Origin of the sequence: Streptomyces sp. NBC_01013, assembly GCF_045162765.1 — a bacterium.
Taxonomy (GTDB): domain Bacteria; phylum Actinomycetota; class Actinomycetes; order Streptomycetales; family Streptomycetaceae; genus Streptomyces.
This window is the reverse complement of sequence record NZ_CP108687.1, coordinates 2,067,963-2,082,735: the sequence shown is the minus strand read 5'-3', so window position 1 is coordinate 2,082,735 and position 14,773 is coordinate 2,067,963. Positions and strand designations below refer to the sequence as shown.

The 14,773-nt window shown below is 70.3% G+C and carries 15 protein-coding genes; 6 read left to right on the top strand and 9 right to left on the bottom strand.

What is annotated here, in order from left to right:
- Window positions 1–12 precede the first annotated feature (12 nt).
- Window positions 13–927 carry a hypothetical protein gene (locus OG538_RS08880; RefSeq protein ID WP_406091844.1) on the bottom strand — a complete coding sequence of 305 codons (915 nt, stop codon included), beginning with the start codon at window positions 925–927 and terminating at the stop codon, window positions 13–15.
- A 79-nt stretch (window positions 928–1,006) separates the two neighbouring features.
- On the opposite strand from OG538_RS08880, the gene OG538_RS08875 reads away from it, so the two are divergent.
- The 4 genes from OG538_RS08875 (at window position 1,007) to recX (ending at window position 4,884) form a co-directional block, all read left to right on the top strand.
- A complete protein-coding gene (locus tag OG538_RS08875; protein ID WP_406091842.1) occupies window positions 1,007–1,201 on the top strand; it encodes a DUF3046 domain-containing protein in 195 nt (64 codons plus the stop codon).
- Between the two features lie 172 nt (window positions 1,202–1,373).
- The gene (locus tag OG538_RS08870) at window positions 1,374–2,543 is read left to right on the top strand and encodes an AI-2E family transporter (RefSeq protein WP_406100032.1); all 1,170 of its coding nucleotides are present in this window, start codon (window positions 1,374–1,376) and stop codon (window positions 2,541–2,543) included.
- Window positions 2,544–3,000: 457 nt separating this feature from the next.
- Window positions 3,001–4,131, top strand: coding sequence for a recombinase RecA (gene recA / locus OG538_RS08865; protein ID WP_406091840.1), 1,131 nt, complete (start codon window positions 3,001–3,003; stop codon window positions 4,129–4,131).
- A 3-nt stretch (window positions 4,132–4,134) separates the two neighbouring features.
- Window positions 4,135–4,884 (top strand): recombination regulator RecX, encoded by a 750-nt coding sequence (gene recX / locus OG538_RS08860; protein WP_406091838.1) that lies wholly within the window; start codon window positions 4,135–4,137, stop codon window positions 4,882–4,884.
- 95 nt (window positions 4,885–4,979) lie between these two features.
- Here the strand turns inward: recX and OG538_RS08855 are convergent, their stop codons facing one another.
- A complete protein-coding gene (locus tag OG538_RS08855; protein ID WP_406091836.1) occupies window positions 4,980–5,720 on the bottom strand; it encodes a hypothetical protein in 741 nt (246 codons plus the stop codon).
- Window positions 5,721–6,030: 310 nt separating this feature from the next.
- Between OG538_RS08855 and OG538_RS08850 the strand changes: the two genes are divergently transcribed.
- Together OG538_RS08850 and OG538_RS08845 are read left to right on the top strand one after the other, a co-directional pair.
- Window positions 6,031–6,696, top strand: coding sequence for an ArsR/SmtB family transcription factor (locus OG538_RS08850; protein ID WP_406091834.1), 666 nt, complete (start codon window positions 6,031–6,033; stop codon window positions 6,694–6,696).
- Window positions 6,693–9,251: an FtsX-like permease family protein gene (locus OG538_RS08845; protein WP_406091832.1), complete on the top strand. Its 2,559-nt coding sequence runs from the start codon at window positions 6,693–6,695 to the stop codon at window positions 9,249–9,251. Before OG538_RS08850 ends, OG538_RS08845 begins: the two co-directional genes overlap by 4 nt.
- A 30-nt stretch (window positions 9,252–9,281) precedes the next feature.
- On the opposite strand, the gene OG538_RS08840 is transcribed toward OG538_RS08845, so the two are convergent.
- From OG538_RS08840 to OG538_RS08810, 7 genes are all read right to left on the bottom strand, one after another.
- Window positions 9,282–9,692 carry a rhodanese-like domain-containing protein gene (locus tag OG538_RS08840; RefSeq protein WP_406091830.1) on the bottom strand — a complete coding sequence of 137 codons (411 nt, stop codon included), beginning with the start codon at window positions 9,690–9,692 and terminating at the stop codon, window positions 9,282–9,284.
- Entirely contained in the window at window positions 9,689–10,201 is a 513-nt protein-coding gene (locus OG538_RS08835; RefSeq protein ID WP_406091828.1) for a cysteine dioxygenase, read from the bottom strand. Before OG538_RS08835 ends, OG538_RS08840 begins: the two co-directional genes overlap by 4 nt.
- 94 nt (window positions 10,202–10,295) lie before the next feature.
- Window positions 10,296–10,343, bottom strand: coding sequence for a hypothetical protein (locus OG538_RS08830; RefSeq protein WP_311314449.1), 48 nt, complete (start codon window positions 10,341–10,343; stop codon window positions 10,296–10,298).
- 71 nt (window positions 10,344–10,414) lie between these two features.
- Window positions 10,415–12,028: an FAD-dependent monooxygenase gene (locus OG538_RS08825; protein ID WP_406091826.1), complete on the bottom strand. Its 1,614-nt coding sequence runs from the start codon at window positions 12,026–12,028 to the stop codon at window positions 10,415–10,417.
- A gap of 241 nt (window positions 12,029–12,269) precedes the next feature.
- Window positions 12,270–13,160: an amino acid ABC transporter permease gene (locus OG538_RS08820; protein ID WP_406091824.1), complete on the bottom strand. Its 891-nt coding sequence runs from the start codon at window positions 13,158–13,160 to the stop codon at window positions 12,270–12,272.
- A complete protein-coding gene (locus OG538_RS08815) occupies window positions 13,157–13,822 on the bottom strand; it encodes an amino acid ABC transporter permease (protein WP_406091822.1) in 666 nt (221 codons plus the stop codon). The genes OG538_RS08820 and OG538_RS08815 overlap by 4 nt, the downstream gene beginning before the upstream one ends.
- 74 nt (window positions 13,823–13,896) lie before the next feature.
- Window positions 13,897–14,739, bottom strand: a complete 843-nt coding sequence (locus tag OG538_RS08810) for a glutamate ABC transporter substrate-binding protein (protein ID WP_406091820.1) — start codon at window positions 14,737–14,739, stop codon at window positions 13,897–13,899.
- Window positions 14,740–14,773 lie beyond the last annotated feature (34 nt).

Sequence of the window (14,773 nt, the reverse complement as noted above, 5' to 3'; positions counted from 1 at the left end):
CGCGCGGCGCGGTCAGTCCAGGCCACGTCCGTACGCCCGCAGGGTCTGCAGGGCCCTGAGCGTGACCAGGGGGCGCCCCTCCAGAGCGGTCCCCGGCGCCCACTGCCGCCAGGACACCGGCCAGCCTCCGTCCGCTTCCTGCCCGGCCGCCAGATGGTCCAGGGCGCGATCCATCTCCGCTTCGGTGAACCAGCGCAGGGCGAGCGACTCGGGCGCCCGGGCGTAGTCGTACGGGAAGTGCTGCTCACCCGGCGCGTATCCGGGCGCCACCGGATACTCCGCGCGTCGTTCCGGTTCCAGGACGGCGAGCCGCTGGTCGCGCACCAGACGTCCGAGCCGGTCGGCCGCGGCCTCGGCCCGCGGCCGGTCCGGCGCACCGTCGAGGAAGGCGATCGCGGCCTCGATCTCGTAGGGATGCGACACCTCCAGGGCGTCGACGGCAGCCCAGCAGAAGTCCGTGGCCCGGAACAGCCAGGCGTGCCACACCGAATTGCGGTGGAGCAGCCCGACGACGGGCCCGGTGACCAGGAGCTCGGCAGGGGGATGGTCGACGATCGGGATGAACGGTGCGGCAGGGTAGTCGCGCTGTGACGGAAGCAGAGCGGGTAAGGCCCCCTCCTTGGTGGACACGTCGGTGAGGAAGCGGCAGATGCGCTCCACCCGGAGCCCGCCGCAGCGGTCGATGGAGTCGAGGACGCTCAGTGCGTGTGCCGTGTGCAGCGGCTGACTGACGGGGCCGCGGACATCGGGTTCGAGCGCGTGGCCGTACCCGCCGTCCTCGTTGAGATAGGCGGCGAGCGCCGTTTCCACGGCGTCCGCGCTTCCCTTCAGGAAGTGATGGGCGAACCGCCGCTGTTCGAGGACACGGGCCGTGAGCCAGATGAACTGCTCGGCACGCTTGAGTGGACTTGTTCCGGTTCCAGCCATGGACCGACCGTAGGACGGTAAGCGCTCTCGGCGAGGCCGGGCGGCCGGGCTGCACTCTCAGGAGCGGGATACTGGTGTCATGCGGTTGACGATTTTCTGGGAACGGATGGCGGACCACTTCGGCGCCGGGTACGCCGATTCCTTCGCGCGTGACCATGTGATGGCGGAGCTCGGCGGGCGCACCGTGTGCCAGGCCCTCGACGAGGGGTGGGAGGCCAAGGACGTCTGGCGCGGGGTCTGTACGGCGGTCGGCGTCCCCGCGGACAAGCGCTGACGCGCGGTTCGACGCCGTGCGGCGGCAGGGCATCCTCCGGGGTGCGCGACCGGTTGTCCCGGCAGTAGGCGAGACTTGCTCCGTGGCACCGACAGACGAGACCGCTCAGACCCAGCCGCCCCTCACCCCGCCCGCGCCACCCGCCCCGCCGTCAGGCGCCGGGAGCGTCCGCATGCCCGGCTGGCTGCCGCGTGCCATGGTGCTGGCCCTGGCGCTCTACGCCTGCTTCCGGCTCGGCAGCTGGGCGTTCGACCAGCTCATCGGGCTGTTGATCAATGTGCTGATCGCCTTCTTCCTGGCGCTCGCGATCGAGCCCGCGGTGAGCCGCATGTCGGGGCGCGGCATACGCCGGGGCGTCGCCACCTTCCTGGTCTTCCTCGGGGTGCTGATCGCCGGTGCGGGGTTCGTCGCGCTGCTCGGCTCGATGCTCGCCGGCCAGATCGTCGACATGGTGGAGGACTTCCCGAAGTACCTCGACTCGGTGATCAACTGGGTCAACCAGACCTTTCACACGGAGCTCTCCCGCGTCGATGTGCAGGACAGCCTGCTGCACTCCGACTGGCTGCAGAAGTACGTCCAGAACAGTGCGACCGGCGTGCTCGACGTGTCCACCACGGTCCTGGGCGGCCTGTTCCGACTGCTGACGATCTTCCTCTTCTCGTTCTACTTCGCCGCCGACGGCCCCCGGCTGCGCCGCGCCCTGTGCTCCGTCCTCCCTCCGGCTCGTCAGGCGGAAGTACTGCGGGCCTGGGAGATCGCGGTGGACAAGACGGGCGGGTACCTCTACTCGCGCGGCCTGATGGCGCTCATCTCCGGCATCGCGCACTACATCCTGCTGCTGGCCCTCGGCGTGCCGTACGCACCGGCGCTCGCGGTCTGGGTCGGTCTCGTCTCGCAGTTCATCCCCACGATCGGTACGTATCTGGCCGGTGCCCTGCCGATGCTGATCGCGTTCACCGTCGACCCCTGGTACGCGTTGTGGGTCCTCGGCTTCGTCGTGGTGTACCAGCAGTTCGAGAACTACGTCCTGCAGCCCAAGCTGACCTCGAAGACCGTCGACATCCACCCGGCGGTCGCCTTCGGCTCGGTCATCGCCGGTACGGCACTGATGGGTGCCGTCGGCGCCCTGATCGCCATCCCGGCCGTGGCCACCCTTCAGGCCTTCCTCGGCGCCTATGTGAAGCGCTACGACGTCACGGATGATCCCCGGGTGCACGGACGCCACCAGTGGCGCCGGGGCGAATCGGTGTCCGTGCGGCTGCGGCGGCTCTGGCGCGTCCCCGAGGCCGAAGGCGGGCAGCGGGAGGGCGAGGAGCGCCAGGGCCCGCGGTCGCGCTCCTGAGGCGAGGACTGCCGGCCGACGCCCGTTAAGGGCTGTCCCGCAATTCCTGGTGGGCGCACGACGTCGGCTACGGCACCTCGCCGCGTTGTCGAAACGCCCCAATACATCCACGATGCGGGTGCCTCTCCGCCTTGCGATGCACCGCATCCGATGTCGCGCGCTGATCCACCAGGAGTTGCGGGACAGCCCTTGGTGGCCGGTCTGTGCCCCGAGGCCGAGCATGTGACCTTGGCCCCAAATATCTGACGATGGGGCGCTACGCTGGGGGCGAGTCGGTGCGGCGTGGTGCGCTTGACACCAAAATCGAACATCCATTCTCATGGGATTCCGGCCGGGTTTTCCCGGGCTCGACCGTGGAGTTGTCCACAGGCCGGGAGGACGTCGAGGCCCATTGTCAGTGGCAGGGGTTAGCGTCTTTGACGTGAAGCGATCGACTCAAGCAAATCGGGTGGAACCCATGGCAGGAAACGACCGCGAGAAGGCGCTGGACGCCGCACTCGCACAGATTGAACGGCAATTCGGCAAGGGCGCGGTGATGCGCCTCGGTGAGCGGCCGAACGAGCCCATCGAAGTGATCCCCACCGGTTCGACCGCGCTCGACGTCGCGCTCGGCGTCGGCGGCCTGCCGCGAGGCCGTGTGGTGGAGGTGTACGGGCCGGAGTCCTCCGGTAAGACGACGCTGACGCTGCACGCCGTGGCGAACGCGCAGAAGCTCGGCGGCACGGTGGCCTTCATCGACGCGGAGCACGCACTCGACCCGGAGTACGCGAAGAAGCTCGGCGTCGACATCGACAACCTCATCCTGTCCCAGCCGGACAACGGTGAGCAGGCCCTCGAGATCGTGGACATGCTCGTCCGCTCGGGCGCGCTCGACCTGATCGTCATCGACTCCGTCGCTGCGCTCGTGCCGCGTGCGGAGATCGAGGGCGAGATGGGTGACTCGCACGTCGGCCTCCAGGCCCGTCTGATGAGCCAGGCGCTGCGGAAGATCACCAGCGCGCTCAACCAGTCCAAGACCACCGCGATCTTCATCAACCAGCTCCGCGAGAAGATCGGTGTGATGTTCGGCTCGCCGGAGACCACCACCGGTGGCCGCGCGCTCAAGTTCTACGCCTCGGTCCGTCTCGACATCCGCCGCATCGAGACGCTCAAGGACGGCACCGACGCGGTCGGCAACCGCACCCGCGTCAAGGTCGTCAAGAACAAGGTCGCGCCGCCGTTCAAGCAGGCCGAGTTCGACATCCTCTACGGCCAGGGCATCAGCCGCGAGGGCGGCCTGATCGACATGGGCGTGGAGCACGGCTTCGTCCGCAAGGCCGGCGCCTGGTACACGTACGAGGGCGACCAGCTCGGTCAGGGCAAGGAGAACGCCCGCAACTTCCTCAAGGACAACCCCGATCTCGCCGACGAGATCGAGAAGAAGATCTTGGAGAAGCTGGGTGTCGGTGTGCGGCCGGAGACCGCGCCTGCCGAGCCCGCAGCGGACGCAGCCGGTGCTGCGGCGGCTCCGGCGGACGGTGCGGTGAAGTCGGTGCCCGCTCCGGCCGGCAAGGCCAAGCCGGCCAAGACGACGGCGGCCAAGAGCTAGACCGTGACGCGTCGTACGGAGTGGCCGGGCAGCGCCGCCGAATCCTGCGCGGGCCCCGGCCCTGGATCCACCGCTGGTCACACCGCCGGATCCGAGAGCGAATCCGACCTCTTCCCGGAGCCGGCAGCGGGGGCCGGCTCCGGCGGAGGCGCGGGTTCCGGTGGCGGATTCGGCGAGGGGGGCGGGCGCCGTTCCCGCTCCCGTTCCAGAAGCAGCGGCTCCCCTTCCTCGTCGAGGGCCGAGAAGGGGGAGCCGCGAGACCCGGTCGAGCAGGCGCGCAACATCTGCCTGAGGCTGCTGACCGGTACCGCACGCACCCGGCAGCAGCTCGCAGATGCTCTGCGCAAGCGGGAGATTCCGGATGAGGTGGCCGAAGAAGTGCTCTCGCGCTTCGAGGAAGTCGGGCTGATCGACGACGCCGCGTTCGCTGGTGCCTGGGTGGAATCCCGGCATCACGGCCGTGGTCTGGCCGGCCGCGCGCTCGCCCGCGAGCTGCGGACCAAGGGCGTGGACGCCTCCGTGATCGACGAGGCCGTCGGTCAGCTCGACTCCGAGCAGGAGGAGGAGACGGCGCGTGAGCTCGTCGCACGCAAGCTCCGCTCCACCCGCGGCCTGGAACGCGACAAGCGGATACGCCGCCTTGCGGGCATGCTCGCCCGCAAGGGGTACGGGGAGGGGATGGCCCTGCGTGTGGTGCGCAGGGCCCTGGAGGAAGAGGGCGAGGACACCGAGGGACTGGACGAACCCTTCTGAGCGTGGAAAGGTGCGGGAGCGGCACCCGTCGCTCGGCACTAGCCCGGGCCTCCTGGGCCTGCATGCCGTCGTCGGGCCGTCCAGTCGTCAGGCCGTCACTGCCCGGCGCGGGCCGCACGGCTGATGGTGGCGTCGATCAGGGCAAGGGCGTCCGTGGCGGTGCGTCCCGGGTAGCGGTTCCACGGCCCGATCAGCCCGGTCCAGCCCTGGGATCGGAGCTCGGAGATCAGCCAGGCACCGGCCCGGTCGACGGTGTGCACCGATCCGTAGCCCAGCCGGTGCGCCGTGAGCATGGCGCCACAGATGCAGCGGGCACCCCGGGCATTGCGAAGCCGGTACGGAGTGTTCTGCCAGCCCCATTCGGTCAGGATCTGCCGGGCCCGGGCGAGATGGACGGAGGGCTGCACCTCCGGCTGTCCGATGCGCCGCCAGGCGTGGAGCCGGTCGGGCAGCACCGCACCGAGACGGCCAGGAAGCGGGCGCGCGCGTGGCATGGGCGCGGGCAGCGCGCGCACCGTGTCGGCGATGAGCTGATCCACCGGCACGGACAGGAGATCGCGCCAGTCGCCCGGCGCGGCCGGGCGGTCCTGCGCGACACCGGGTGAGAAGGGGCTCAGGGGCTCGGGTGTGGTGAGATCCCGGCCCTTCGGGGGTTCGGGGGCTGTGCGGTCCCAGCCCTTCGGGGGTGCCGGTGTGGTGAGGTCCCAGCTGTTCGGGGATTCGGGGGCGGAGAGGTCCCAGCCCGTGACGATCTGCTGCCAGGCCTCCGTGTCGTGGAGGCGAGCGGCCTGTGCGTCCAGCTCGTCGGGCGTGAGGGCGGTGGTGGTGGTCGGCATGGGTTGCGGGCTCCCCGTCGTAGCGGTGGCAATGCGATGCCGTAGCGGTGTGATGGCGAGGGCGCGGTGGTCCGCGCCGTTGAGGTGAATGTCCGTCCGGTCCGCGGTTCGCTCCACCGGAGCAAGGCCATACGGGTGTGTCGCTACGGATTCCGGGGATGGGGAGCCGTCGGCCCGAGCCGCCGTGTGCCCGGGCTCGGGGGTCCCGCACGAAGGCCCGCACGAGGTCCCGCACGGGGGACAGCCCCCTGACGAAGACGCCGGAACGCTCCAGTGCACAGGCATCCGTGCACAGAGCAGTGTGTGACGCATGGCAGAGAAGCCCGGCGGTACCGAGATCACGGAGCTGGCCGCCCTCAAGGCGCTCGCCCAGCCGCGACGCCAGCAGATTCTTCAACACCTCACTCTGCACGGCCCCGCGACATCGGCGATCCTCGCCCGCGCCCTGAGCCTGAACACCGGCGCCACCAGCTACCACCTGCGCGAACTGGCCCGGTACGGCTTCGTCGCCGACACCGCGCCGCAGGAGCCGGGCGCGCCCAGGACGCGATGGTGGCGGGCCATTCCCGGTGACCGCCGATTTCCGCCGCCGTCCCGCCGGACACCCGGGATGCGGGCCGTCATGGACGAGCTGAACCGCCATGCGTACGCCGCCGATCTCGCACTCTTCGAGCGGCTCCAGCGCGAGAGCGGTGCTGCGGCGGGTGGCCCCGGCGCCGACGGGGGCAGCGACCGGTGGGCCGACGCGCACGCGTACTCACGCGGCTCCCTGCGGCTCACCCTCCCCGAGCTCCAGGAGTTCTTCGAGGAGTACATCGCCCTGATGAACCGCTACAAACGCCCCGACGGCGAGACCCCGCCCGGCGCCCGCACGGTCCATACCCGACTGCTGGCCTTCCCGGGGCCGGACGGGACCGCCCACGCTGCCCACGGCGAAGACACGGACGACAACGGAAGAGAGACGGACGCGTCATGATGCTGCGCTACGCCCTGCGTACGATCCGCGACCGCAAGGGGGGATTCCTCGGCGCGTTGCTGGCCCTCATGTGCGCCGCCGCCCTCGTCACCGCCTGCGGCACTCTTCTGGAGACCGGCCTGCGCGGCCGGATCGCCACCGAGCGCTACGCCGCGACCCCGCTCATCGTCTCCGCCGACCAGAACGTCCACCGCACGACCGTGAAGCACAAGGGCAACGGGAAGACGAAGGTCAAGCACAAGGCAAAGCCGGTTGCCGAGCGGGCCTGGCTCCCCGCCACCACGGCCGACCGGCTCCGCTCCCTGGAGGGGGTGCGCGCGGTCGTCCCCGAACTGACCTTCCTCGCTGAGCCGTTGCCCGTCCGGCCGGCCCGTGCGGCAGCCGGTGACACACCTTCGTACGGGCACTCCTGGGAGTCCGCCCCGCTCACCCCGTTCGCGCTCACCGAGGGCCGCGCCCCCGCCTCGGCCCGCGATGTGGTGATCGACCGGGGTCTCGCAGAACGGACCGGTCTGACGATCGGGGACCCGCTCACCGTGCAGTCCACGCAGGCTCCTCGCACCTACCGGGTCAGCGGTGTCGCAGCCCCGCCCGGACACGGCGAACTCCGGCAGCAGGCTTCCTTGTTCTTCTCCGCGGCGGAGGCCGAGCGCCTCGCGGCCCGCCCCGGCCAGGTCTCCGCCCTGGGTGTGCTGCCCGCGGCGGGTACGGACACCGACCGGCTGAAGCGCCAGGTCACGGAAGCCCTCAAGGGCACGACCGCCCAGGTCGCGACCGGGAGCGGGCGTGGCCCGGTCGAGTTCCTGGATGCTGCCGGCGCGAGGGTCAAGCTGGTCTTCATGGGCGGCGCCATGGGGGGAACCTCGCTTCTGGTCGCCGTGCTCGTGGTCGTCGGGACCTTCGCGCTCTCCGTCCAGCAACGCCACCGCGAGTTGGCGCTGCTGCGTACGATCGCCGCCACGTCACGGCAGATCCGCCGCCTGCTCGGCCGCGAGGCGTTGGTGGTCGGTGCCGTTGCCGGAGTGCTCGGCGCCCTTGCCGGGCTGCCGCTGGCCGGCTGGTTGCACAGTCGATTCATCGACATGGGTGTGGTTCCGGCGACGCTGGAGCGCACGCCCGGAATCCTTCCCGCCTGCGCTGCCGTGGCCGTCACCCTCCTCGGCGCCTGGGCCGCCGCCCGTATCTCCGGCCGTCGTATCGCCCGCCTCCGCCCGGCCGAGGCCATGGCCGAGTCCGCGGTCGAGCGCCGCCGCCCGGGCCTGGGCCGGGTCGCCGCCGGCCTGGCCATGCTCGGCGGGGGCGTGGTCCTCGTCGGCGTGTTGAGCATTCTGCACACCGAGGCGGCCTCGACCCCGGTCACCTTCCTGGCCGTGGTGGTGCTGGCCACGGCGGTGTCGCTGCTCGGCCCGCTGCTGGTCCGGGCGGCCGCGTTCCTGCTGGCAGGCGTGCTCCGGACGGCCGGGCACGTCGGCGTCCTGGCCACGGCGAACATCCGCGGGAACTCCACCCGGATGGCCTCCGTCGTCACCCCGCTCACCCTGCTCATCGGCATGACCTTCACGGTTCTCTTCGTCCAGCCCACCCTCGGCGACGCCGCCCTGGCCCAGGCCCGTGAGGGCACCCGTGCGACCTGGGTGCTGGGGGCGCAGGGGCCCGGTGTCCCGTCGGAAGCGGCCGCGACCGTGCGGGCGACGCCCGGGGTGACCGCCGCCACGGAGGTGGTCCGCACCACCGTCCGGGTCGGTCTCGCCCAGTACCAGGCCCAGGGAGTCACCGCGGCGGGTCTCGCCCGAACCTGGGACCCCGATGTGACGCGCGGATCGCTCGCCGCGTTCGCCGCCGGCTCCCGCTCAGCCGCCGTCAGCGAACTGGCCGCCGACCGGCTCGGACTGCGCCCCGGCAGTCGACTGAGGCTGCACCTGGGCGACGGCACCCCCGCCACCCTCACCGTCGCGGCCGTCTACCGCCGAGGGCTCGGCTTCGGCGACCTGACACTGCCGCACGATCTGGTCGCCCGGCACATGGACAACCCCCTTGCCGCGACCGTCATGGTCGCAGGAGACGTGAGCCGCGGCGAACTGACCGCCGCCCTGGAGAAGTTCCCCGCGGTTGCGGTCGTCGCCCCCGCGACCGCCGACCGGCTCCAGGCGGATCGGCAGCAGGAGAACGCCGAGGTCAACCTGCTCGCCATGGGACTCGTCCTGGCCTTCACCGCCATCGCCGTCGTCAACACGCTCGCCATGTCGGTCTCCGAGCGCCGCAAGGAGTTCGCGCTCCTGAGGCTGGCCGGGGCGACGCGCCGCCAGGTGCTGAGGATGCTCCGCATCGAGACCTTGGCGGTCCTGGCCGTCGCCACCGTCCTCGGCAGTGGTATCGCGCTCGCCCTGCTGACCGCCTTCAGCGTCGGCATGACGGGCAGCGCGGCGCCCACCGTGGTGCCGCTGGTGTTCGTGACCGTGGTGGGCGCCGCGGCCCTGCTCGCCGTGATCGCGACGGAACTCCCCGCCAGGCTGGCTCTCGGAGCCCGCCCGGTGGAGGTCGTCACCGGCCAGTGATGGACGGCTCCGAGCCGGCGGGTCTGCCGGTCACACCTCGACCGGGAGCCCCGCCGCGCGCCATGCCTGGAAGCCGCCGATGAGGTCCGTCGCCCGGTACAGCCCGAGCCGGTGCAGCGATTCGGCGGCGAGGCTCGACGCGTACCCCTCGTTGCAGATCACCACCACCCGCAGACCGTGCCCCACGGCCTGCGCCGCGCGATGGCTCCCCTGCGGGTCCAGCCGCCATTCCAGTTCGTTGCGCTCGACGACCAGAGCACCCGGGATCAGCCCGTCCCTCGCTCGCAGTTCCGCATAGCGGATGTCCACGAGCAGGGCGCCCTCCTCGGCCGCCGCCCTCGCTTCCTCGGGGCCCAGCCGCTCGTATCCGTCCCGGACCCGCTCCAGGAGCTCGTCGATCCCGACCCGGTGCGCGCCACCGTCGTGCTGTACGTCGCTCACTGCCAGTCCTCCGGACGTTCGGTCTGCTCGAGACGGAGCACCGCGCCGGTGCGGCTGTAGCGCCGGATCTGCGGCAGCGGCGGGTAGTACGCGTGGACGGAGACGGCGTGCTCCGTGTCGGACTCGTTCAGCACCTGGTGGACGTGGTGGCGACCGAACGCCCTGCCCTGGCCCGCTGCCAACTCCCTTGACCTGTCGAGGTCCTCGGCCAGCTCCAGGGTCTTCCAGCCGTCACCGGGCAGCCGCGCCGCGAGCGCATGCTCCTTCAGCGTGCCGGCCGCCGTGAGGAAGGCGCCGATCGAGTCGGCGTGGTCGTGCCAGCCGGTGCCGGTGCCCGGCGGCCAGCCGATCAGCCAGGCCTCACTGCCGCCGGGGCCGTCGAGCCGGATCCAGGTGCGGCCCTCGGGGTCGAGGGGGAGCGAGGCGATGAGCGCGGTGTCGGCGGCCGTACGGCGGACGAATTCGAGCAGTTCCGCAGCGGTCGGACCGGAAGATGTACGTACGGGCACGGCAGGGGAGGAGGCAGACACAGGGACCGTCCTGAGAGTTCGCTCGGAGCCCCGGCCGCACGTCACTACGCACGGAGGAGCAGGGGAAGGCGATTCAGCAGGACGGGCGACACACGCAGCCCGCGTAGCGGAGCAGGTCCATATGGACCCTCCGCCACAGGCGCACATCGGTGTCGGTCATGTTCCGGAGTAGACCATGTGCGCCCGTGGGGGTCAATTGACGTCTGCGGTCCGGTCGGAGCGTACGGAGGCGAGTGCCGCGCCGCCGCGCGCCGCGTCCGCCGCGGCACGGAGCTCCGCCGGCCGGACCCCGCCGAACGATTCCACGAGGTGACCGTCCGGCCTGACCAGCAGCACCGTGTGCGCGGAAGCACCCGGATAGCTCTCGGCGACCAGCAGTTCGGCCTTCACCGGGAGGGCGTCGACGGTCTCGACGAGCCGCGGCATGAGCCCGGCCCGCATCCAGTGCCGGCGGTCCCAGACCCCGGTCCCGGGCGCGATGAGCACCACCAGCAGATGCCCCTGCCCCAGCCGCTCCCGCAGCTGTACGGGCGTTCCGTCCGGCGCGGTGACCCGTACATCGGCGACCGGCGCACCGGGGGGCGTACCCACCGCGGTGTGCGCCTCGGCGCGTGGGGGCGCAAGGGGCGAATGGGAGTAGGACGGGGGCGCACCGAGCGGGCCGCAGCCCAGATGTCCGTCGGTCAGCAGCGAATCGTGCCCCCGTGCGCTCCCCGGGACCAGGGTCCGCAGACCCCCGCCGCCCCGCAGTATCGGCAGCGACTGGTCGGCGGCGCGCAGTCGCGAGGCGACCGCGGCCCGGCGCTCGGCCTGGTAGCTGTCGAGGAGCACGTCGGACGCGCCGTGATGCCAGGCCAGCGCCAGCTTCCACGCCAGGTTCTCGGCGTCCCGCAGCCCCTCGTCGAGCCCCTGGGTGCCGAGGGCGCCGAGCAGATGGGCGGCGTCCCCCGCCAGGAAGGCCCGCTTCACCCGCCACCGCCGGGCGAGCCGGTGGTGGAGCGTGTAGACGCCGGTGTCCAGCAGCTCGTACGGGGGCGTCTCGCCGCACCAGCCCGCCAGGGTGTCCCGGACCCGTGTGACCAGCACGTCAGGCGTGACGAGCTCACCGCGCGGCGGCAGCAGCCAGTCCAGGCGCCATACGCCGTCCGGCAGCGGCCGTGCGGTGACCTCGGCGCCACCGGTGCGCCAGGGCGGCAGCCGGTGCAGTACGGCTTCGCCCGGCCAGGGCAGCTCGGTGCGCAGCGCGGCGACGGCATGCCGCTCCACCGCCGTACGCCCGGGAAAACGGATGTCGAGGAGCTTGCGCACGGTGGACCTCGCCCCGTCGCAGCCGACCAGGTAACTCCCGCGCCACCAGGTCGAACCGGGCTCGCGCGTGTGCACCGTGACGCCGTCGGGGTCCTGCTCCAGCGTGTCGATGCGGCTCAGCCGTGCGGTCTGTACGAGTTCCTGCGCGGCGACCGCGTCCCGCAGCCCCCGCACCAGCGCATGCTGCGGTACGTGGACGGGGGCCGCGGGCAGTTCGCCGGCGGGGGAGTCCTCGCCGAGCGGGAGTACGCGTACGAGCTGCCTGCGCCGCATGGACCGCCAGCCGGCCCAGCGGAGACCCTCGTCCTGGAGTGTCTTGCAGCCGAGCCGTTCCACCAGGTCGGCGGTGTCCTCGCGCAGCACGACCGTGCGGGCCGGACGCGTCTCGTCCTTGCCCGGGTCCTCGTCGAGGAGCACGGAGGGCACACCCTGCGCGGCGAGGGCGAGCGACAGCACCAGGCCCACGGGCCCGGCACCGACGATGATCACCGGGTCCACGGCGCGCCCTCCGCAACACCTGGGGCCGGACGCGCGAAGGCGCACGAGCAGAGCAAGGAGGCCGGGGCGGCCCCTGAGACGAAGGGCGGCGTCGACGGAGATGCGGCGGCGGAGGCTCGGGGCGCGATCACAGAACGTATGCAACCTACTGCTGGTGCGTGCGTCAAGTGACACCGGAACGCGGCGAGGGGCGGTGGCATGGGTGCCACCGCCCCTCGCGCGGAGATCTGCCGATGATGCGTCAGGTGGAAGCTGAGTCCATGACGAGCACCGGCTCACCGACCGTTGTCGGTGCGCCCCTCTTGCCGTCGCTCTTCTTCCGCTGCCGCAGTCGCCGCTCCAGCCAGCTCGCGAACGAGGTGAGGGAGAAGTTCAGCGCGATGTAGATCAGGGCGATGACGGTGAAGCACGCGATGGTGTTTGCGCCGTAGTTGGCCGACATCGGCCGGACGGACGCCAATAGTTCGGGGAACGTCATCATCGCGCCGCCCAGGGCGGTGTCCTTCACGATCACCACGAGCTGACTGACGATCGCGGGCAGCATGGCGGTCACCGCCTGCGGCAGCAGGACGAAGACCATCGTCTGGCCCTTGCGCATCCCGATCGCCTTGGCGGCATCCGTCTGTCCCGAGGGGAGGGTCAGGATGCCCGCCCGCACGATCTCGGCGAGCACCGACGCGTTGTAGAGCACCAGTCCGGTGATCACGGCGTACAGCGGACGGGTGTCGGTGCTGATGTTCGTGTACTCGGAGTACACGGAGTTAGCGATGATCATCAGGATCAGCACCGGAATGGCCCTGAAGAACTCCACCACCACACCGGACGGCACGCGCAACCACCGGTGGTCCGAAAGCCGTCCGATACCGAACAGGGCGCCCAACGGCAGCGCGATGATCAGCGCGAAGAAGGCGGCCTTGAGCGTGTTCCAGAGCCCCGGCCAGATGTACGTCTCCCACGGCTGGGGGCTGGTGAAGAAGGGCTTCCACTTGATCCAGTCGAGCTGGTTCTTGGAGGCGAGGCCGTCGTACACCCACCACACCACGACCGCGGCGACGAGAACGAACAGGACCGTGTAGAGGATGTTGCGCCGTTTGGCGCGCGGTCCCTGGGCGTCATAGAGGACGGAGCTCATCGCTTCACCGCCACCTTCTTGCTCACCCAGCCGAGAAGGAGGCCGGTGGGGAGGGTCAGAACGATGAATCCGAACGCGAAGATGGCCGCGATCAGCAGCAGTTGGGCCTCTGCCTCGATCATGCCCTTCATCAGGTACGAGGCCTCCGCCACACCGATCGCGGAAGCGACCGTGGTGTTCTTCGTCAGCGCGATCAGTACGTTGGAGAGCGGATTGACGACCGAACGGAAGGCCTGCGGGAGGATGATCAGCCGCAGGACCTGAGTGAAACTGAGGCCGAGAGCGCGCGCCGCTTCGGCCTGGCCGACCGGCACCGTATTGATCCCGGATCGCAGTGCTTCGCAGACGAACGCTGCGGTGTACGCGCTCAGACCGAGAACCGCGAGCCTGAAGTTGATGTCGGTGAAGTCACTGGCACCGAGCTTGACGTCGAGCGTCTGGAACAGACCCAGCGACGCGAAGATAATGATCACAGTCAGCGGAATGTTCCGGACCACGTTCACGTAGCCCGTGGCGAAGCCTCGCATCAGGGGGACCGGGCTGACCTTCATGCCGGCCAGCAGCGTTCCCCATATGAGGGAGCCGAGGGCGGAGTAGACGGTGAGTTGCACCGTCACCCAGAACGCCCCAAGCAGGTCGTAACCATCAAGAAAGTCGAACACGATCTCCCGCGCTTCCGCGTGTAGGAGGGCACGGCGCGCCGCCGTCAGTGGCGGCGCGCCCGGTCAGCCCTGCTTCACTTGACGACGTTGCCGATCTTCGGGGCTTCTTCGTTCTTGTAGCCCGCCGGACCGAAGTTGGCCTTCACGGCCTTCTCCCACGAACCGTCCGAGACCATCTTGGTCAGCGCGTCATTGATCTTCTTCTTGAGGTCGGCGTCGCCCTTCTTCAGGCCGATGCCGTAGTTCTCGTTGGTCATCTTGAAACCGGCCAGCTTGAACTTGCCCTTGTTGGCATCCTGCGAGGCGTAGCCGGCCAGGATGCTGTCATCGGTGGTCAGTGCGTCGACGACCTTGTTCTCCAGGCCGGTCAGGCACTCCGAGTAGCCGCCGAACTCCTGGAGCTGGGCCTTCGGGGCCAGCGTGTCGTGGACGTTCTTCGCCGAGGTCGAGCCGGCGACCGAGCAGAGCTTCTTGTTGTTCAGGTCCTCGGGCGACTTGATGGAGGTGTCGTCCGCGCGAACCAGGATGTCCTGGTGGGCGAGGAGGTACGGGCCCGCGAAGTCGACCTTCTGCAGCCGCTCGTCGTTGATCGAGTAGGAGGCGGCGATGAACTTCACGTCACCGCGCTCGATCGACGTCTCACGGTCGGCGCTCTTGGTCTCCTTGAACGTGATGTCCTTGGCGTCGTAGCCCAGTTCCTTGGCGACGTACGTGGCGACATCGACGTCGAAACCGGTGTACTTGCCGTCCGGCGTCTTCAGACCGATACCCGGCTGGTCGATCTTGATGCCGATCGTGATCTTCTTGCCGCCGCCCGACCCGGACGCGTCGTCCTTGTCGTCGGAACCACAGGCGGTGGCGGTCAGGGCGAGGGCGAGCACGGCGGCCGAGGCGGCGGTGACCTTACGAAGCTGCATGGTGAAATTCCCTAGAGTTGACGCGATGTGAGTG